This is a genomic window from Desulfovibrio sp. ZJ200, from assembly GCF_011039095.1.
In the GTDB taxonomy this organism is placed as follows: domain Bacteria; phylum Desulfobacterota; class Desulfovibrionia; order Desulfovibrionales; family Desulfovibrionaceae; genus Desulfovibrio.
The window spans coordinates 1-18,181 of sequence record NZ_JAAKEH010000017.1; the positions used below are offsets into that span (position 1 = coordinate 1).

Annotated in this window: 17 protein-coding genes; 5 read left to right on the plus strand and 12 right to left on the minus strand. The window is 62.0% G+C overall.

Annotated features, from left to right (window positions below; all coding sequences use genetic code 11):
• Positions 1–182 precede the first annotated feature (182 nt).
• The 3 genes from ahbD to G7Y52_RS06655 form a co-directional block, all read right to left on the minus strand.
• Entirely contained in the window at positions 183–1,304 is a 1,122-nt protein-coding gene (ahbD, locus tag G7Y52_RS06645; protein ID WP_165068498.1) for a heme b synthase, read from the minus strand.
• Complete coding sequence (hemB, locus tag G7Y52_RS06650) at positions 1,304–2,290, minus strand: porphobilinogen synthase (RefSeq protein WP_165068519.1); 987 nt, start codon at positions 2,288–2,290, stop codon at positions 1,304–1,306. Before hemB ends, ahbD begins: the two co-directional genes overlap by 1 nt.
• Before the next feature lie 328 nt (positions 2,291–2,618).
• Positions 2,619–3,476: a glycerophosphodiester phosphodiesterase family protein gene (locus G7Y52_RS06655; RefSeq protein WP_165068524.1), complete on the minus strand. Its 858-nt coding sequence runs from the start codon at positions 3,474–3,476 to the stop codon at positions 2,619–2,621.
• Between the two features lie 70 nt (positions 3,477–3,546).
• On the opposite strand from G7Y52_RS06655, the gene G7Y52_RS06660 reads away from it, so the two are divergent.
• On the plus strand, positions 3,547–3,822 hold the full coding sequence (locus tag G7Y52_RS06660) for a hypothetical protein (protein WP_165068527.1): 276 nt from the start codon (positions 3,547–3,549) through the stop codon (positions 3,820–3,822).
• Here G7Y52_RS06660 and G7Y52_RS06665 read toward each other — a convergent pair.
• The 4 genes from G7Y52_RS06665 to recA all read right to left on the minus strand — a co-directional run bounded on the left by G7Y52_RS06665 (position 3,755) and on the right by recA (position 10,654).
• Positions 3,755–5,122 (minus strand): sulfatase-like hydrolase/transferase, encoded by a 1,368-nt coding sequence (locus G7Y52_RS06665; RefSeq protein ID WP_165068530.1) that lies wholly within the window; start codon positions 5,120–5,122, stop codon positions 3,755–3,757. The two genes, G7Y52_RS06660 and G7Y52_RS06665, sit on opposite strands and share 68 nt — an antisense overlap.
• A 323-nt stretch (positions 5,123–5,445) precedes the next feature.
• Complete coding sequence (gene ahbC / locus G7Y52_RS06670) at positions 5,446–6,627, minus strand: 12,18-didecarboxysiroheme deacetylase (RefSeq protein ID WP_165068534.1); 1,182 nt, start codon at positions 6,625–6,627, stop codon at positions 5,446–5,448.
• Positions 6,628–6,717: 90 nt separating this feature from the next.
• Positions 6,718–9,399 carry an alanine--tRNA ligase gene (alaS, locus tag G7Y52_RS06675; RefSeq protein ID WP_165068538.1) on the minus strand — a complete coding sequence of 894 codons (2,682 nt, stop codon included), beginning with the start codon at positions 9,397–9,399 and terminating at the stop codon, positions 6,718–6,720.
• 151 nt (positions 9,400–9,550) lie between these two features.
• Entirely contained in the window at positions 9,551–10,654 is a 1,104-nt protein-coding gene (recA, locus tag G7Y52_RS06680) for a recombinase RecA (RefSeq protein WP_165068542.1), read from the minus strand.
• A gap of 439 nt (positions 10,655–11,093) precedes the next feature.
• Between recA and G7Y52_RS06685 the strand changes: the two genes are divergently transcribed.
• Together G7Y52_RS06685 and dksA are read left to right on the plus strand one after the other, a co-directional pair.
• Entirely contained in the window at positions 11,094–12,227 is a 1,134-nt protein-coding gene (locus tag G7Y52_RS06685) for a tRNA(5-methylaminomethyl-2-thiouridylate) methyltransferase (protein WP_165068771.1), read from the plus strand.
• 238 nt (positions 12,228–12,465) lie between these two features.
• Positions 12,466–12,828 (plus strand): RNA polymerase-binding protein DksA, encoded by a 363-nt coding sequence (gene dksA / locus G7Y52_RS06690; RefSeq protein WP_165068545.1) that lies wholly within the window; start codon positions 12,466–12,468, stop codon positions 12,826–12,828.
• Here the strand turns inward: dksA and G7Y52_RS06695 are convergent.
• The gene (locus tag G7Y52_RS06695) at positions 12,825–13,010 is read right to left on the minus strand and encodes a hypothetical protein (RefSeq protein WP_165068549.1); all 186 of its coding nucleotides are present in this window, start codon (positions 13,008–13,010) and stop codon (positions 12,825–12,827) included. The genes dksA and G7Y52_RS06695 overlap by 4 nt on opposite strands.
• A gap of 524 nt (positions 13,011–13,534) precedes the next feature.
• Here G7Y52_RS06695 and G7Y52_RS06700 point away from each other — a divergent pair.
• Positions 13,535–15,277 carry an NFACT RNA binding domain-containing protein gene (locus tag G7Y52_RS06700; protein ID WP_165068552.1) on the plus strand — a complete coding sequence of 581 codons (1,743 nt, stop codon included), beginning with the start codon at positions 13,535–13,537 and terminating at the stop codon, positions 15,275–15,277.
• Between the two features lie 214 nt (positions 15,278–15,491).
• Here G7Y52_RS06700 and G7Y52_RS06705 read toward each other — a convergent pair whose 3' ends face one another.
• The 3 genes from G7Y52_RS06705 to cutA form a co-directional block, all read right to left on the minus strand.
• Positions 15,492–15,920 carry a DMT family transporter gene (locus G7Y52_RS06705; protein ID WP_165068555.1) on the minus strand — a complete coding sequence of 143 codons (429 nt, stop codon included), beginning with the start codon at positions 15,918–15,920 and terminating at the stop codon, positions 15,492–15,494.
• A gap of 214 nt (positions 15,921–16,134) precedes the next feature.
• A complete protein-coding gene (locus G7Y52_RS06710) occupies positions 16,135–17,088 on the minus strand; it encodes a carbohydrate kinase family protein (protein WP_165068559.1) in 954 nt (317 codons plus the stop codon).
• A 30-nt stretch (positions 17,089–17,118) separates the two neighbouring features.
• Positions 17,119–17,442: a divalent-cation tolerance protein CutA gene (cutA, locus tag G7Y52_RS06715; protein WP_165068563.1), complete on the minus strand. Its 324-nt coding sequence runs from the start codon at positions 17,440–17,442 to the stop codon at positions 17,119–17,121.
• 85 nt (positions 17,443–17,527) lie between these two features.
• Between cutA and G7Y52_RS06720 the strand changes: the two genes are divergently transcribed.
• Complete coding sequence (locus G7Y52_RS06720; protein ID WP_165068566.1) at positions 17,528–17,710, plus strand: hypothetical protein; 183 nt, start codon at positions 17,528–17,530, stop codon at positions 17,708–17,710.
• A gap of 116 nt (positions 17,711–17,826) precedes the next feature.
• Here the strand turns inward: G7Y52_RS06720 and flgM are convergent, their stop codons facing one another.
• Positions 17,827–18,135 carry a flagellar biosynthesis anti-sigma factor FlgM gene (gene flgM / locus G7Y52_RS06725; protein ID WP_165068569.1) on the minus strand — a complete coding sequence of 103 codons (309 nt, stop codon included), beginning with the start codon at positions 18,133–18,135 and terminating at the stop codon, positions 17,827–17,829.
• Between the last annotated feature and the right edge of the window lie 46 nt (positions 18,136–18,181).

The following is an 18,181-nucleotide window of genomic DNA, read 5'->3' on the forward strand; positions in this document are numbered from 1 at the left end:
TTGACTTTTTATGAAAGTCAAAGGTGGCATTCAGGCGAAAAACGCGGTTTTCGCCTGAATGTACGCCGCGTTGCGGCGGCTGCCGCTTTCGCGTCAGCAGAGCATTTTCAAAGAGAAAATGCTCTAAACCAGGCCCGCATGCCTGCGCCTGTCGGCAGGGCCGGCGAGAGTGCCGTATTTCTTCAGCGCAACCTGGCGGGTATATATGTGCACAAGGGCTCCTGCCCCATGTGATCCCCGTCCATGCTCTGCGCCCTGGCGCGGCAGCCGCCGCAGACCTTGTGAAACTCGCACACGCCGCACTTGCCCTTGTAACAGGACTGATCGCGGAATTGCCGGAAATACGCGCTCTCGCGCCAGATTTGCGGAAAAGGCGTTTCGCGCACATTGCCGCAGTTAAGTTCCAGATAGCCGCAGGGCTGCACCTGACCCGTATGACTGATGAAGCAAAAGCCCGTGCCGCCCAGACAGCCGCGGGTCATGGCGTCCATGCCGAATGTTTCCGGCGTGACGGCAATGCCCTCCTCATGCGCGCGCTGGCGCATGATGCGGTAGTAATGCGGCGCGCAGGTGGCCTTCAGGTGCATGTTTGTGCCCTTGCGGAAATCATAGAGCCAGTGCAGCACGTCTTCATATTCCTGGGCCGTGATCACCTGATCCGCAAGGCCCGAGGCCCGACCCATGGGCACCAGCAGAAAGATATGCCAGGCCGCGGCCCCAATGCGCTCGCAGAGATCGAAAATCTTCCTGAAACTGGCGAGATTGTTGCGGGTCACGGTGGTGTTGATCTGAAAGGGCAGGCCCGCATCCTTGAGGTAGCCGATGCCGCGCAGGCTGGCGTCAAACGCGCCGGGCACGCCCCGGAAGGCGTCATGGCTTGCGGCGTCGGCCCCGTCAATGGAAATGGAGCAGCGATCGACACCGGCGGCCTTGAGTTTTTTGGCGTTTTCAGGAGTGATCAGCGTGCCGTTGGGCGAAAAGGCGCAGATCAGGCCCCTGGCATGGGTGTAGGCCACCAGCTCGTAAACGTCCGGCCGGATCATGGGATCCCCGCCGGTGAAGATGATGATCGGATTGCCCACCTGCGGGAACGTATCGATCAGCGCCTTTGCCTCGCGTGTGGACAGCTCGCCGGGGTAGGGCTCGGGATGGGCCTCGGCCCGGCAGTGTTTGCAGGCCAGATTGCAGGAGCGCGTCACTTCCCAGGCCACCAGGCGGCAGGCCGGGCTGCCGTCCTCCAGAACGCGCGGCCCTGTGCCCGGATGCCCGCCGGGGGGGCCGCCCGGACGATCATGTTTGTGCATCAGCGCGCCAGCCTTTGCCGAAGTATTTCCTCGGCGAAATAGGTAATCAGCATATCCGCGCCCGCGCGCCTGAGGCCGAGCAAAGATTCCAGCATGACCGCGCGCTCGTCGATCCAGCCGTTGAGCCCGGCCGCGCGGATCATGGCGTACTCGCCGCTGACCTGATACGCGCAGAGCGGCACATCCACATGCTCGCGCACCAGGCGAATGACGTCGGAATACGGCCCGGCGGGCTTGACAATCAGCGCATCCGCGCCTTCGGCGAGATCCGCGCGCGCTTCAACCAGGGCCTCGCGGGCGTTGCCCGGGTCCATCTGATAGGACTTGCGATCCCCGGCGGTCGGAGCCGACTCCGCCGCGTCGCGGAAGGGCCCGTAATAGGCGGAAGCGTACTTCACGGCATAGGACATGATCGGCACTTCTTTCAGGCCGCCTTCGTCCAGAGCCTGCCGGATGGCCGCCACGCGCCCGTCCATCATGTCCGAGGGGGCCACCATGTCCGCTCCTGCGGCCGCATGGCTGAGCGCGGTTCTGGCCAGCAGGGGCAGGGTGGGATCATTGAGCACCGCGCCGTCCGGCATCAGCACGCCGCAGTGGCCGTGGCTCATGTACTCGCACAGGCAGACATCGGTAATCACCAGAAGCCTGGGCCAGCGTTTCTTGAGACGCCGCACGGCCTGCTGCACAATGCCCTGCTCGGCATAGGCGCCGCTGGCCTTTTCGTCCTTTTCGGCCGGAATACCGAAAAGCAGGACGGCCGCAAGGCCTGTGTCCACAGCCTTTTCCACCTGCTTTTCCAGCTCGCCCAAAGAAAGCTGAAACTGGCCGGGCATGGAAGGGACTTCTTTGCGGAAGGATTTGTCTTCGGTTTCCACCACAAAGTAGGGCATGATCAGGTCTTCCGCCGGCAAAGGCCCGGTCTCGCGCACCAGATTGCGGAGCTCCGGGGTCCGGCGCAGGCGGCGGCCGCGATGAAAAGTTTGCATGCTATACCTCGATGCGGGGGGCCCGCGGTTATGCTGAATAGCGTCAGGCGACGCCTGACGTGCGAGGCACTATAGCCCAAAACCTCGCAGGGGAAAAGTGGACACATCACAGGCACTGCCGTCTGTCCGGACGGCATGGCACAGGAGAAGACAAGCATGACGGAACGCAATGACCTCAAGGGACGACGCGGCCTCGAACGCCTCTGGAATGCCACGCGCTATTCGCTGGGCGGCTACCGGGCGGCCTGGCAGGGCAAAAAGGCCTTTCGCCAGATTGTGCTGCCGGCTGGGCTTTCTGCTGGCGCGTATGCTGGCCTGACAAATGGCATCAGCGAGCGGAAAGGCTGCGTTGCGCATCGGTATATATCTTCGTAAAGTAGACTCCCCTGTATTGTTTCAGGAAGTCATCAGATTCCATATCCACGTCAGGCGGACTGCCGGCCGTATACAGCAAGACCTCTTTTCCCTGCTGACAGAGCGTTGCTGCGTACTCCCGAAGCTGTGCATGACTCTTTTCCAGAAAAATACCCGGCAAGGTGTACCACGGAGCATCAAGCCCCATGATATTTTTGAGATCATCACTTTTCCAGGGGAGAGAGTAAACAGGGGTGAAGCCGTACCAGAGACACTTGATGTAATCAAGCCTGTTGAAAACTTCCACGAGAGTTCTTTCCCGGAAAGGAAGTTCTTTTGCCAATAATGAAATGTCTGTTATCTTGTCTGTAATCAGGATCATGCCCTGATGCCTTTTCATGATATCTGCTATGTCTTTTCCAGAAAGCGCATGGTATTTATTGTATATAAGACGTTTTTTTACTTCTTCAACGGTCAGTGCCGTGTCAGTAGGTATTCCCGTCATCCGTCCAAAGTTTTTCCAGTCATGAACAGCGACAAGATGGCCGTCACGTGTGACCAAAAAATCTATTTCTATAAATGTAAAACCATTTTTGAGAGCGTTTTCGACAGCTTCACGAGAGTTGGTATACAGATGTCCATCAATATTCCCGCCGGCATGCGCGATAAACGGGGATGCTGATACTGTTTTGCATACGGGCTGCGCAGTGTGACTGGCGCCTGCAAGAAGACGCGCCAGATGGTTTGTGAGTGTATTTTTGCAGCTTTCGCTCTTATAACCTATTACAAAGAGAAGAAAAACAGCAAGCAGCAAAATCCCGGCTTTTTTCATGACATCTGTACTTTTTTTAGCGTAAGCACGATACTGCCGCTGACTGACAGCCCAGCAGGCGGCGCAGATAATGGTACATCTTGCAGCGGGTCAGGCCGGGCAGGTGACGTCCGTCAAAATGATGCTCCTGCCCCTTGGTATAGAGCATTTTCACTTTGAAAATGCTCTGCTGACGCGAAAGCGGCAGCCGCCGCAACGCGGCGTACATTCAGGCGAAAACCGCGTTTTTCGCCTGAATGCCACCTTTGACTTTCATAAAAAGTCAAAGGTAATCTGCTCTAGACCAGAAAGGGGATCTTTCCCGAATTGTTGCCGGCGTACGAGCTGTGGTCGCCCCAGAGAATGAGCATGGCGCCGTCCGGCAGCGCCTGCACATACCGTTGCAATGCCGCATCGGTATGATGGGCCAGGGTCAGAAAGGCTGATTGCGGTGTATCTGCAAACAATTTCCTGTCTGTCACGAGATGAAGATGCTCCGGAAGGTGCATGGTCATGGTGATGATGAACTGTACCCAGGGCTTTTGGTGCTGCTGCCGGGTGGCATAGGCAAAGAGATCGCTGTCATTGATGACGCCCGCCCACCAGCAGTCCAGGGGGCGGATGCCCGCCTGACGCATGGTCTCGATGTCATGGTAGCGCCCAAAACCCTGCAACTGATAGGCGGAACGCAGATTCATGAAGTCTGCCGGCAGGCCATGAAAGACATCAAGCTGGCGTCCCGTCTGTTTCAGACAGGTGATAAGACTGTGCGGATAGCTGGTTTCGTATTCATAATGGACGACATCGCCGCTGGCTTCTCGTCCATTGAACAGTTCAAAGTCGGAATTGGCGGAGGCCAGCTTTTTGGCGCCATCCAGACGCAGCAGAATGGCATGTGGCAGCAGGCTTTGCAAAAAGGGCATGACGGATTGTCCGCCATGCTGCATTTCCAGCAGTTCAAAATCAAGGCATTCCACCTGGACAAGGGCTATACGCTCCGCAACAGGGGGAACGGGAATGGCTTCCGTGCCCCGGGCGGAGCAGGGCGCAGGCGAATGATAGTGGGCAGACAGCGCGTATCCGGTACCCAGCTCCAGAAGCATGCTGGCTACATAGCCCCGGTATTTGAGAGAGCGGCGGGAGGGCGGCTCAAAGAATCGCTTCCCTTCCTTCTGCAGAAATTCCGGCGAAAAGTGGCGGGGAGGCTGCAACAGGCAGGCGTTGCCATGCGATACAAGCAGCAGCACAGCGGGAATGAGCGCCAGCCAGCGGCGGGAAAGACGGGGTTTTCGGCCACAGAGCCACCATTGCCCTCCCAGAAAGGGAAGGATCAGGAGCAGCGAGGAAATGCCAACGTAGCTCAGCAGGCTTGACAGATCCATGACGGCAAGTTGCCGACTGCCATTGATCAGGGCGGTCAGGCTGAGAGGCGTGCCCATCACGGTGGCGTAACTGAGGCAGAGCAGGGAAAGCAGGGCCTGCAGCAGGCAGATGGCGCGCAGCAGCCTTCTGCCGCACAGCATGACAAGCAGAAGGGCCGCGGCAATATCCATGAGCACAAGCCCCCGGATGTCAATGCCGGAAAGGTGCTGAACAAGCAGGCTCTGCCCGGCCATGAGCAGGGTCAGCAGGAGGGTGGCAAGGTGGGGAAGCACGCGATGCAGCATGGCGGTTCCTCGAAAAGCGACGATGACGCGCAGGAGGCGGTCTGCAGTCTTCGGGAATGCGCATGCAGACTGTGCCGTTCTGCCGCGACGGGGAAGTATAATGGCGTTGTCTGCGGCCCGTGTCAACTTCTGGCGCGGGGTTGCTGTGTATCCTGCCTGCGGGCATCGCGTGCCGCACCATACTGACGGTCGTGGCGGAGGGCATACTGGCTGTGATGCGCAGGCCGGAGCCGGCCCGGCGATCCGTCCCATTTGCGCAGAAGGTGCAAAAAAGCCCCGGCATCGTCAGGCGCCGGGGCTTGTCGTATCAGACAGCGGGCGGATTACAGGCCGATCTCTTCATCGGTGAGGTAGCAGGCCGGATCCTGCGCCCACTCGTCACCGTAAAAGGCTTCGGCCCGGGCCCGGAAGTTGCCGCCGCAGATGTTGAGGTAACGGCACCTGGCGCAACGGCCCTTCACATGGGCCTTCTTGTTCTTGAGCTTGTGCAGCAGCTCAATGGACGGATCATCCCAGATCTGCGAGAAAGGCCGCTCCAGCACGTTGCCGAAGACATGCCCGCGCCAGAACTGATCCGCGTGCACCTTGCCGTCCCAGGAAATACAGCCGATGCCCCGGCCCGAATTATTGCCCTCGTTGTACTGCAACAACTCAAAAACTTCCTCGGCCCGTTTGGGGTCCTCGCGCTTCAGGCGCATCCAGACGTAGGGGCCGTCGGCGTGATTGTCCACGGTCAGTATTTCCTTGGGATGCCCCGCCTCAAAAAGCGCGCGGGTTTCATCCATGATCAGATCCAGCACGGCGCGGGTTTCGGCATGATCCAGATCTTCCTTGATCAATGCCGAGCCCCGGCCCGAATACACCAGATGATAGAAGCAGGCCCGCGGCACTTCCAATTCCCTGAGCAGACGGAAGATGCCGGGGATTTCCGCCACATTGCGCTTGTTAATGGTAAAACGCAGGCCCACTTTCAGGCCTTCGGCCTGACAATTGGCAATGCCCTGCAAGGCCTTTTTGAACGCGCCGGGCACGCAGCGGAAATGATCGTGCACTTCTTCCATGCCGTCCAGCGAAATGCCCACATAGGAGAGGCCCACGGCCTTGAGCTCGCGCGCCTTCTGCGGGGTGATCAGCGTGCCGTTGGTGGAGATCACCGCGCGCATGCCCCTGGCTGTGGCGTGGCTGGCCAGCTCCACCAGATCGTTGCGCACCAGAGGCTCGCCGCCGGAAAAAAGCATCACCGGCGCGCCGAAGGCCGCCAGATCGTCGATCATGGCCCTGGCCTGCTCGGTGTTGATGTCGTCCGTGCCGTCCACTTCCACGGCATGCGCATAGCAATGCACGCACTTCAGATTGCAGCGCTGCGTCATGTTCCAGACAATGACCGGCTTTTTGTCCCTGGAAAATTGCAGCAGATGCGAAGGCAGTTTGCCGGATTCGCGGCCGTAGCGCAGCGCGTCCGAAGGCTCTGCCTGCCCGCAGTACAATTTGGAAATGCCTATCATAAGGGTATCCTGGAGCTATCCTGGGGTTGCGAAGCGCAGCGCGCGGCCCGCGCGCCGGCTCCGGTGAAACAATATATATTTTGCTTGCTGCTACTTGCTGATCACTGCCTTCAACGCGGCAAAGGCCTGGTCCAGGCCCTCGACCCTGTTGCCTCCGGCCTGGGCCAGATCCGGGCGTCCGCCGCCCGCGCCGCCCACAGGCGCGGCCACTTCCCTGATCAGAGCCGGGGCCGTGAAACGCCCGTGCAGATCCCTGGAGACATGGAGCAACAAACCCACTTTGCCGTCTTCGACGCTGGCAAGGCAGGCCACCCCTGACGTCAGCCGCGAGCGCACGTCGTCCATGATCTCGCGCAGGGCTTTGATCGGCACATTTTCCAGGCGCGCGGCCAGCACGCGCACGCCGTTGATTTCCTCGGCCTGCCGCAGCAGATCCGCGCCCGTGGCCGGAGCGGCAGCGGCTTTTTCCGAGGCTTTGCGCAATTTTTTAAGATCCGTCTGCAAGCTTTGCAGGCGCTCACGCAACTGACCGGGCCGGGCTTTGAGCTGGGCGGCAAGATCGGTCAGCTCCGCGCGCTGCTCCACGGCCAGCCCGTAGGCGTTCCAGCCGGTGACGGCCTCAATGCGGCGGGTTCCGGCGGCCACGCCGCTTTCCGCCAGAATCAGGAAGGAACCGGCCTGCCCGGTGCGGCTCAAATGCGTGCCGCCGCAAAGTTCCACGGATTCCGGGGCATCCTCCGCGCCCACGCTGAGCACGCGCACGGTCTCGCCGTATTTTTCGCCGAACAGGGCCATCGCCCCCGCGGCCAGGGCCTGCTCGCGCGGCATTTCCCGTGCCGTCACCGGCAGATCCGCCAGAATGGCGCGGTTCACGTCGCGCTCCACCGCGGCCAGTTCCTCGGGCTTCAGAGCCGCGATGTGCGAAAAGTCAAAGCGCAGGCGGTGGCTGTCCACCAGAGAACCGGCCTGCTTGACGTGATTCCCCAGCACCCGGCGCAGGGCCGCGTGCAGCAGATGCGTGCAGGTATGGTTGCGGGCCGTGGCCTGGCGGCTGTCTTCATCCACGGCAAGGCGCGCTTCCTGATCCGCGTGCAGCTCGCCCCGGAATGTTTCAACTTCAAGCACAATGAGCTCCGGCGCGGGCTTGCGGGCCGTCAGCACCCTGGCCTGGCCCGACGCGGAGGAGATCAGGCCAGGATCTCCGGCCTGGCCGCCGCCCTCGCCGTAAAAGGGGGTTTGGGCGGTCACCACGAAACCCTTCTGCCCTTCGCCCAGCATGGTTGCGGGTTGGCCGTGGAGATCCAGGAGCGCACTGATCCGGCTCTCGGCCGTAAGGCTTTCATATCCCACAAAACGGCTTTGCAGGCCAGCGGCAGCCAGGCGCGCCAGAGCTTTGGCCGCTTCGCCGCCCTCGCCCGCGCCCTGCCCCAGCAGCCCGCCTTTTTTCTGATGATCGCGGGCCCGCTGGCGCTGCTCGCGCATATAATCCTCAAAGCCGGACGCGTCGGCAGTGAAGCCGCGCCGGCCCGCCACGTCCGTGACGATATCCAGGGGGAAACCGTAGGTATCATACAGCCTGAAACAGAAATCGCCGGGGATCTGCGTCAGCCCCGCGGCCGCGAGCCGCTGCAACTCCTCGTCCAGCAGATGCAGGCCCTTTTCCAAAGTCAGGGAGAAGCGCTGCTCTTCCTCGAAAACCGCGCGCTCAATGAAGGCCGCGTTGCCCGACAGTTCGGGATAGGCATCCGCCATGACTTCCGTGACCTTGCGGGCCACTTTGTGCAGAAAGGGCTCGTGCACGCCCATGAGCGTGGCAAAGCGCAGGGCCCGCCGGATCAGGCGGCGCAGCACATAGCCCCGGCTCTCGTTGGAGGGCAGCACGCCGTCGGCAATCAGAAAGGCCGCGGCCCGGCTGTGATCGGCAATCACGCGCAAGGCCGTATCCACGTCGTTGGCGTCCGGCGCGCTGAAGCTGTAGGTCACGCCCGCGAGCCCGGCCGCATACTGAATGATTTCCTGAAACAGATCGCAGTCAAAATTGGAGCGTTTGCCCTGACAGACGGCGGCGACGCGCTCCAGCCCCATGCCCGTGTCGATATTGGGCGCGGCCAGCAGCGCGCGGCTGCCGTCGGCCGCCTGGTCGAACTGGGTGAAGACCAGATTCCAGATTTCCAGAAAACGGTCGCAGTCGCACTTGCCGATGCCGCAATCCGGCCCGCAGGCCATGTCCTCGCCCTGATCGATGTAGATTTCCGAGCAGGGGCCGCAGGGGCCGGTATCGCCCATGGTCCAGAAATTGTCCTTTTCGCCCATGCGCACGATGCGCTCCGGCGGGAGCTGCGCAATCTCCCGCCAGAGGGCGGCAGCCTCGTCATCCTCGCGAAAGACCGTGACCCAGAGCTTTTCCCTGGGCAATTGCAGTTCTTCAGTGACAAATTCCCAGGCCCAGGCAATGGCCTCGCGCTTGAAGTACTCGCCAAAGGAAAAATTGCCCAGCATTTCAAAAAAGGTATGGTGGCGCGCGGTGCGGCCCACATTTTCCAGGTCATTGTGCTTGCCGGACACGCGCAGGCATTTCTGGCAGCTTGCCGCCCGGCTGCAGGCGCGTTTTTCCTCTCCCAGAAAGAGCTTTTTGAACTGCACCATGCCCGCGTTGGTAAACAGCAGGCTGGGATCATCGGGCGGGATCAGCGGGCCGGAAGGCACGATTTCGTGCTTGTGGCGGTGAAAAAAGTCCAGGTAGCGGCGGCGGATTTCCGTGGCGGTGAGCATAAGGGGCTCCTTGGCAAAGCTGGGCCCGGCCGGAGCACCGCCCGGGCCCGCGGCCCGCGTCGGCTGCTCCGCCGGAAGGGGATTGTCCCGAAACCCGTCAGGATTTCAGGAAGGAGCATGGGCCGGAAAGCGCGCTTTCCGGCCCGGGCAATTACTCGTACTCCGGCGTGCCCGGCAAGGCCGCGTCAGCGGCAGCCGCGCTTTCTTTCAGATCCTCGGGGGTGGGCACAAATTCCTTGGGGTGCATGCCCAGAAAATCAATGACCCTGGCTTCGATCTGATTGCGCAGATCTTCGTTTTCGTCCAGCAGGGCGCGCACCTTTTCCCGGCCCTGGCCCAGCTTTTCGGCCCCGAAGGCGAACCAGGAGCCGCTCTGCTCGATGATCTTGGCCTCAATGCCCAGATCCAGCAACTCGCCCGAGCGCGAGATGCCCTGGCCGTAGAGAATGTCGAAAACGGCGCTGCGGAACGGCGGAGCCATCTTGTTCTTGACCACTTTGACCTTGGTGCGCGAGCCGAAAGATTCCTCTTTGTCCTTCAGGGTCTGAATGCGGCGGATGTCCAAACGCACCGAGGAATAGAACTTGAGCGCGTTGCCGCCGGTAGTGGTTTCCGGGCTGCCGTAACCCTGCACGCCGATCTTCATGCGGATCTGGTTGATGAAGATCACCGAGGTGCGGGACTTGTGAATGGTGCCGGTCAGGCGACGCATGGCATGGGACATGAGCCGGGCGTGACCGCCGACCTGGGTTTCGCCCATGTCGCCCTCCAGCTCGGCCTGGGGGATCAGGGCGGCCACCGAATCCACAACCACCAGATCCACGGCGCCCGAGCGCACCAGCATGTCCGCGATGTCCAGAGCCTGCTCGCCGTAATCCGGCTGGGAAATGAGCAGCTCGTCGGTATTCACGCCCAGGCGCCTGGCGTAGCCCACGTCCAGGGCGTGCTCGGCGTCCACAAACGCGCAGGTGCCGCCCATTTTCTGACATTCGGCAATAATATGCAGGGTCAGGGTGGTCTTGCCCGAGGACTCGGGCCCGAAAATTTCGGAGATGCGCCCGCGCGGGATGCCGCCCACGCCAAGGGCCAGGTCCAGGCCGATGGAGCCCGTGGGAATCACGGGCACGCTGACATGAGCCTCGTCGGAGAGTTTCATCACCGCGCCCTTGCCGTATTTGCGTTCAATGGTGGACAAGGCGGTGCCCAACGCTTCGGCACGGGCGTCTTCAGGGGTCAGGGCAGGCTTTTTGGCCATGTTCGTGTTGCTCCGGGTAAGAGATATTCAAGCGCACCATACTAGCAAAGGCAGCGGCGCAAGGCAACAAGGCCGCAGCGGGGAGACGTTCGCGCTTTCACTGAAAATGATACTACAACCATCTGAAATTAAAAACGAATTTTAGAAAATCATCTCAAAGGTGAATGTCCCGCCGCGAAGCGGCTTTTGCCGGCTCTCCGGGCTTTTCGCGCGCGCCGGCCTTTTTGCGTGCACTTCCCTGGCGGCCCGCGGGCCGCCCGCCTTTGCAGGCTAACCTGCCAGAGATAAGTATCAAGAGCAGAAAATCAACGTCCTCCGGACCGTCAGAGCGTTTTGCTCATGAAATGCTCTGAAGGGATTTTTGCGGGCGCGTCCGGCGCAAGGGCAGGCTGCCGCCAGGGTCTTGCCCTTTGCCTCTCCCTTCGCGTACAACGCCTGCATGACCGACACCCCTGACGCCATTGTGCTCTTTTCCGGCGGCCTGGACAGCATCCTGGCCGCCAGGCTCCTGCAAAGCCAGGGGCTTGCGGTGCGCTGCCTGCACTGTACCTCGCCCTTTTTCGGCGACGCGGCGGCCGTGGCAAGCTGGCAGGAACGCTACGGCCTGGACATTCGCAGCCTGGATGTGAGCGAGGATTTCGCGGCCCTGCTGCGCCGCAGGCCCGTTTACGGCTTCGGCAAGGTCATGAACCCTTGCGTGGACTGCAAAATTCTGCTCCTGCGGCAGGCCCGCCTGTACATGCAGGCTGTGGGCGGGCGCGTGCTGGCCACGGGCGAGGTGCTCGGGCAGCGCCCCATGTCGCAACGGCGCGATACGTTGCATGTGATCATGCGCGACGCGGGCGTAAGCGATGTGCTGCTGCGCCCGCTCTGCGCGCAGCATTTGCCTCCTGTTCCGGCCGAGGTGGAGGGCCTGGTGGATCGCTCGCGCCTGCTGGGTATTTCCGGGCGGGGACGCAGCGAACAACTGGCCCTGGCCGCGCATTACGGCCTGAAAACAATCCCCACGCCCGGCGGCGGCTGCCGTCTTACGGAAAGGGAAAACGCACGGCGTTACTGGCCCGTGCTCACTCGCCGCGCGCAGCCCGAGGCGGCGGATTTCGCCCTGGCCAATCTGGGTCGGCAGTTCTGGCGTAGCGCGCCCGAGGGCGAGTATTGGCTCAGCGTGGGCCGCAACAGTGCGGACAATCAGCGCCTGGCCGCAGCCGCAAGACCTGGGGACGCGCTGATCACGCTCAAGGATCTGCCCGGCCCTCTGGCCCTGGCCCGCGACGGCGCAACCTGGCCGCCGCCCGTGCTGGAAGAGGCTGCCGCCCTGACGGCTTCCTACGCGCCCAAGGCCGTGGCTCTGGCCGCGCCTGTCATGCTGCGCGCGCGCTGGCGCGACAACGGCCGGGAGTTGGCAGTCATGCCCCGACGCCCTCAAGGCCACGCCGACCTCTGGCGCGAGCCCGCCTGGGAAGAGGTGCGTTCGGAAATTCGGGCCGAAATGCGGGCGGCTCTGCAGGCGCGGGAAACAGGCGCCCGGAGCGCGCCGCGTTGTGTCAAGGCTGATTGCGGCCGCCGGTTGTAACGGGCTGCCCGTGTCAGAACGGCGAGGGGTTCGCCCTTGCGATGATTTTCTTAAAAAATTCATTGTAATTTTACATGGTTGTAAAAGAGATTTCACTCTGAAAGCGCATCCTTCAGAACGGCCAGGATCTTTACAAAGGCAAGGCTTGAAGCTATATGGGACTATTACAGCTCAGAAATAAGGATACAGTCTGAACGGCATGTTTCAACTGCTATCGTACCGGCTGGAGGGCTTATATATGGATCATAACGACCTTGAATTTTTTCGCAAGCTCCTCTCCGGGATGCTGGAGGAAGCCCAACAAAAGGGCGACTCCACGCTGGAGGAGCTTACCGACAGCAATGAGGTCTTCGCCGACCCGGCGGATCGGGCCACGGCCGAGTCCGATCGCGCCTTCACCCTGCGCATCCGCGACCGCGAGCGCCGCCTGATCCGCAAAATTCAGGCCGCCTTGCAGCGCATTGACGATGGCACGTACGGCATCTGCGAGGAGTGCGGCGAAGAAATAAGCATCCCGCGCCTCAAAGCCCGGCCCGTGACGCGTTTGTGCATCAATTGCAAGGCCAAGCAGGAAGAGGACGAACACCTTCGCGGCGATTAGAGCGTTTTGCTCATGAAATTAGCTAAACGCCCTGGCGACAGCGTTCGCTGGCGCCCGCGCCGGCGGTAGCCGTTAGCAAGCTTTGCTTGCTTGCGCCAGCCGTTGGCAAGTCTGCGAGCCTTACGGATGGCGACAGCGGTTTCGTTGAATGTTTTTTTGTGGTAACTCATTGCTGTCTTCATCCGTAGCTTCCTTCGTCGCAACGGCTGAAGCAATGAGTCTGAAAACCACGCTTTTCAGGCGCTTGTCCCGCTTGCGGGGGCTTGTCCCGCTTGCGGGGAAATGATGGCAGCGCCGCTTTTGAAATTGAATAATTTCAAAAGCAAAATGCTCTAGAGCATTTTCTCTTTGAAAATGCTCTGCTGACGCGAAAGCGGCAGCCGCCGCAACGCGGCGTACATTCAGGCGAAAACCGCGTTTTTCGCCTGAATGCCACCTTTGACTTTCATAAAAAGTCAAAGGTAATCTGCTCTAGGACGAGCTCGCCACACGCGCCTTTTGTCATCCGGATCGCATCAGCAGGACGGCGCAGCTCGAATTCGCACTTTTTGCGCTATCCTTGAGCTGCGCCGTTCCGTAAGCTTGCAATTTTCATCCCTCAATGCTCACCCTGCTGTTCAGGCGTTTTTTTTTCATGATCAATGCCGCGGCAACAACAGGTCATGCCGCTGTTGCCGCCCGGCCTCTTGCCCTGTAGTGTCGCCGCATGGACGCCCATCTTTTCCGCCGCTTCTGCGAAGATCTTGTGCCCCGGCTCACCGGCGCGCGCCTGGAAAAACTTCAGGAGCCCGCGCCGGGCCTGCTGACGCTGACCTTTTTCAAGGCGGGCGGCAAACGCCAGCTCTGCCTGCGTTTCGGCCGCAAGGACCCCTTCTGCTTCCTGACCGAAAAACGGATCAGCGCCGGGCACGCGCCCACAGCCCGGATCATGCGCCTGCGCAAATACGCGGCGGAGCGCCGCATAGCGGCCTGCGTGGCGCAATTCTGCGCGCGCCGGCTCTGGCTGCTCCTGGGCGACGCCTCTGGCGGCAGACACGGCGAGGGCGCTGCGCCCGGCACATCTCTTTGGCTGCTTTTGGATCTGCGCGAAGGGCCGTCCTTGCATTTCCTCGAAGCGCAGGAAAGCCCGGCAGAAGATCGCCCCGCCTGGCCCGCGCCGGAAAATCTGGACGAAGCCTGCGCGAACTGGCGGCAATGGCCGGTGCTCACGCCTGCCCTGCGCCGCACGCTGACGCATCTTGAAAAGCTTGAGCAATGGGCCCTGCTGGAAGATCTGCGCGCGGGCGGCGGCGATATTTTTCTTTATGGCGCACCCTTCCACAAGAAAGACGGCGAGAGCGGCCCAGGCCCGGCAGCAATGAGCGTTCGCGCCGTAAGCGCCTGGCCTTTGCCCCCGGCGTTGCGGGAAGGTCTGGCGCCGCTCTGCGCGGAAAGCGGAGAGCCTGAAAATGCGCAGGCCGCAGCCTTCCCGCCGCACATGCCTCCGGGCGCGGTCCAGGGCTGCCGGATTCTGGACTTGCTGGAACGGGCCGGGCAAAGCCTTGTGCTGGAACGTCTGGCGCAGGAAAACGCAGCCGCAGCGGCCCTGCCTCTGGACCGCCGCAGCCGCAAGCTCGCGCGTTTGCTGTGCAAATTGGATGAGGAAGAGAAGCGCCTTGGGGCCATGCTGGCGGCCAGGGCAGACGCGCTGGCCCTGCGGGAAAATCTCTGGCGCTGGCCCGCGGATCTGCGCGCTGCGAGCCTCAATGTTCCGGTGGACGCGGCAAACGCAGGCCCGCAAGAAGCGCCCCGCGAGGCGGGGCAGGCCGCCATGCGGCAAATCCGCCTGGACCCTCGCCGCACGGTACGCGAGGAAATGGAAGCGCTTTTTCATCGCGCCCGGCGAGGGCAGCGGGGCCTGGAACATCTGGCGGCCCGGCGGGCGGCTCTGGAAGAAGAAGCCGCGGCCCTGCGCCGCGCGCGCCGCGAATGCCTGCCGGGAAGCCACGACGCTGCGCTGCCGGGCGCCAGGACGCAAAGCGCGGGCAAAACGCCCGCCCCGACGCCGGGCAGGACTCTGCCCAAAAACGTGCAGCTCTTTGTGAGCGCCGACGGCTTCGCCCTGTTGCGCGGCCGCGACGCAAAGGGCAATCTGGCGGCGCTCAGGCTGGCCGCGCCCCATGACATCTGGCTGCATGCCGAGAACGGACCCGGCGCGCATGTGATCATCCGCCGGGCCCACGGCGGCCAGGACGTGCCCGAGCGCACGCTGGATCAGGCCGGAGCTCTGGCCGCCTGCAAAAGCTGGCAGCGCGACGCGGCCAGGGCGCGCATCCTGTATGCGGAAGCGCGCCATGTGAAGCCCTTGCGCAACGCGCCCGCAGGCACGGTACGGGTGGACAAGGTATTCAGCTCGCGCGAAGTGCCTGTGGATTGCGAGCTGGAGACCTTGCTGCTGCCTGCCCTTTAGAGCGTTTAGAGCGTTTTGCTAATAAAATTAGCTAAACGCTCTGGCGGCCGCGGGAGCGGACGCCCGCGCCGAATGAGCGTCCAGACCGCGTTCTGGACGCGAAATGATGGCAGCGCCGCTTTTGAAATTGAATAATTTCAAAAGCAAAATGCTCTAGCTAATTTTATTAGCAAAACGCTCTAGCAAAACTCTCTCCGCATGCTTCCTCCCAGGGTCAGCGCCGGAGCGTCAGCAGCAGCCCGGCCAGCACCAGAGCAAAGCCGAACAGGCGTCGCCAGCCGAAAGGCGTCACCGCAAGGCCGAACCAGCCGAAATTGTCGATCACGGCAGCCACCACGAGATTGCCGAAAATCATGGCCAGCACTGTGGCCAGCACGCCGATGCGCGGCACGGCGAGGATCGTGCACAAGACCATGATTGCGCCCAGAATGCCGCCGATCCACTGCCAGGGCGGCGTCTCGGCCACGCGCAGCAAATGGCCGCGTCCAAAGCAGAGCACCGCCAGAGCCAGAAAAAGCGTGCCGCCCGCAAAAGACAGCAGACTGCTTTCCAGCACGCCCACAGTACGGCTGAGCGCCGCGTTGATCGGCGACTGCGCGGCGATCATTCCGCCTGCCAGAACCATCAAAAATATATACAGCATGGTCGTATCCCGTATGCGCGGGCGCCAGCTAACGCTGTCGCCAGAGCGTTCAGCTCATTTCATGAGCAAAACGCTCTAGAGCAGATTACCTTTGACTTTTTATGAAAGTCAAAGGTGGCATTCAGGCGAAAAACGCGGTTTTCGCCTGAATGTACGCCGCGTTGCGGCGGCTGCCGCTTTCGCGTCAGCAGAGCATTTTCAAAGTGAAAATGCTCTAAGCCGGCAGACCCTGGGGGAACGGCCCGAACACGCTCTCGTAGCGCTCCCGGAATTGGGCCGGGGTGAAGTTGTGTTCCTGGGTGCCCATTTTTTCCAGGGCAAAGCTGGCGCTCACCGAGCCGAGCCTGGCCGCCTCGGGCATGGACAGACCGCGCGCCAGGCCCAGAAGCAGGCCAGCGCGGTGGGCGTCGCCCGCGCCTGTGGGGTCAACGACCCGCTCGGGCGGCGCCGGGGGGATGCGCAGCTCAGTGCCGTCGGCCCCGCGCACCAGCGCGCCTTCCGCGCCCAGGGTGGTGACCAGCCAGAGCGTGCGGCCCAGCAGTTCATCCTCGGTTTTGCCCGTGGCCTTGCAGATCATGTTCAGCTCGTAATCATTGGTGATGCAGGCCAGCGAGCCTTCCACGGCGGCCAGCAAATCCCGGCCGGAAAGCACGGGCAGTTGCTGGCCCGGATCATAGATGTAGGGCACGCCCTTCTCGCGGTAGAACGCGGGCAGGCGGCGCATGTCCTCCACATTGCCGGGCGAGACGATGGCCAGATCCCGATCCGGGTCAAGGCCGGGAAACTTGTAGTCCGCAGGCAGGCTCATGGCGCCCGGATAAAAACCCGTAATCTGGTTGCTGTTCATATCCGTGGTGATGTAGCAGAGGGCCGTGAACACGTCCGCGTCGCGGCGGATGCCGTCCAGAGGCAGGCCCAGTTTGCTCAGGGCTTCGGCATAGGGCACGAAGTCGCGCCCGGCCGCGGCCACGATGACCGGCTTTTCCCCCAGCAGGGCCAGCGAATAGGCGATATTGCCCGCGCAGCCGCCGCGGCGCTCGTCCATGCCGTCCACCATGAAACTGACGTTGAGCATGTGCAGCTTGTCCATCAGGATATGATCCTGAAAATTGCCGGGAAAGGTCATGATGCGGTCAAAAGCCAGGGAGCCTGAAATATAGATGGCCATGGATTCCTCGCTGTAGATTCGCGCGGCGCGCTATTCCGCGGGCGGCAGGCTGTTTTCCTCAATCCAGCGCAAAAAGGGCTGGTGCCCGGCCTCCAGGGGCAGGGCCGCAATACAGGGCACTTCATAGCTGTGCGCGCGCCGCACGGCCGCGCAGAACTCCGGAAAGGCCGCGCGGCTGACCTGGGCCAGCAAAAGCCATTCCCCGGCCTCGCATACCTTGCCCTGCCAGCGGTAGACGGAGATGACCCCGGGCAGCAGATTCACGCCCGCGGCCAGGCGGCTTTCCACCAGCAGGCGGGCCAGGGCGCGGGCCTCGGCCTCATGCGGCACAGTCACATACGCCAGAAAAGACATGCGCTCTCCTCCGCGGCGCAACACGCCGCGGCAAGGCCATGGTACACGGGCTTGCCGAAAAAACAAAGGGGGGGCAGGAGGCCTCTTGCCCAGGCAAAGGCGCAAGCACTCCAAACTGATGCGCAACCTTGACCGGGTGCGCTCCATGCTTTCGCCGGATATGGCTGGCCGGTTGCTGCTGCGGGAAGGCGCGCCTGGCCGTGACGGCAAAAGCATACGCGCCTGCCGCCTGCCGTGGATGGCCCCGGCCATCCTGTTTATTGTATGAAGAAAACCGCTCCGTCCCATGTGATTCGGGCGCGGCGCGGTTTGCGACACGAGGGATATCGTCCGTCAAGGGGATGTTGCTCTGCTCGTTCCCACCGGTCAAGCGGCAAAAACGGCTTACAGCCGGAACAGGCCGGGCTCCTCACGGATCAGTCCGGACGCAATCAGCCTGCTGTCAGGCTTGTAGGTGCCGTCGGCCACCTGAATGCGCAGGGCTTCGACCTTGTCGGCCCGCACGTCCGGCGCATTCTGGGCTGCGCGGCGGGCCTCCGTGAGCAAAAGCGCGTCCTGCGAGACACTGACCGTATCGCCCCTGGCGGCGTCGGCGGCATTTTCCGTCGCAGGGCGCGAGCGGGCCTGGCCGGTTTTTTCCGTGCCCGCGGCATACGGGTCAAGCAGCGGACTGCTGTTGCATTTGATTTCCATACGATTTTCTCCGCAATATATGCCATGCATCCGCAGGCCCGGACCT

Coding starts and splice junctions, on each gene's coding strand:
- G7Y52_RS06685 (WP_165068771.1), top strand. CDS start 11,094: ATGACCGACACCCCTGACGCCATTGTGCTCTTTTCCGGCGGCCTGGAC.
- hemB (WP_165068519.1), bottom strand. CDS start 2,290: ATGCAAACTTTTCATCGCGGCCGCCGCCTGCGCCGGACCCCGGAGCTC.
- G7Y52_RS06655 (WP_165068524.1), bottom strand. CDS start 3,476: ATGAAAAAAGCCGGGATTTTGCTGCTTGCTGTTTTTCTTCTCTTTGTA.
- ahbC (WP_165068534.1), bottom strand. CDS start 6,627: ATGATAGGCATTTCCAAATTGTACTGCGGGCAGGCAGAGCCTTCGGAC.
- G7Y52_RS06700 (WP_165068552.1), top strand. CDS start 13,535: ATGGACGCCCATCTTTTCCGCCGCTTCTGCGAAGATCTTGTGCCCCGG.
- ahbD (WP_165068498.1), bottom strand. CDS start 1,304: ATGCACAAACATGATCGTCCGGGCGGCCCCCCCGGCGGGCATCCGGGC.
- G7Y52_RS06710 (WP_165068559.1), bottom strand. CDS start 17,088: ATGGCCATCTATATTTCAGGCTCCCTGGCTTTTGACCGCATCATGACC.
- G7Y52_RS06660 (WP_165068527.1), top strand. CDS start 3,547: ATGGTACATCTTGCAGCGGGTCAGGCCGGGCAGGTGACGTCCGTCAAA.
- cutA (WP_165068563.1), bottom strand. CDS start 17,442: ATGTCTTTTCTGGCGTATGTGACTGTGCCGCATGAGGCCGAGGCCCGC.
- alaS (WP_165068538.1), bottom strand. CDS start 9,399: ATGCTCACCGCCACGGAAATCCGCCGCCGCTACCTGGACTTTTTTCAC.
- dksA (WP_165068545.1), top strand. CDS start 12,466: ATGGATCATAACGACCTTGAATTTTTTCGCAAGCTCCTCTCCGGGATG.
- G7Y52_RS06695 (WP_165068549.1), bottom strand. CDS start 13,010: ATGAAGACAGCAATGAGTTACCACAAAAAAACATTCAACGAAACCGCT.
- recA (WP_165068542.1), bottom strand. CDS start 10,654: ATGGCCAAAAAGCCTGCCCTGACCCCTGAAGACGCCCGTGCCGAAGCG.
- G7Y52_RS06665 (WP_165068530.1), bottom strand. CDS start 5,122: ATGCTGCATCGCGTGCTTCCCCACCTTGCCACCCTCCTGCTGACCCTG.
- flgM (WP_165068569.1), bottom strand. CDS start 18,135: ATGGAAATCAAATGCAACAGCAGTCCGCTGCTTGACCCGTATGCCGCG.
- G7Y52_RS06705 (WP_165068555.1), bottom strand. CDS start 15,920: ATGCTGTATATATTTTTGATGGTTCTGGCAGGCGGAATGATCGCCGCG.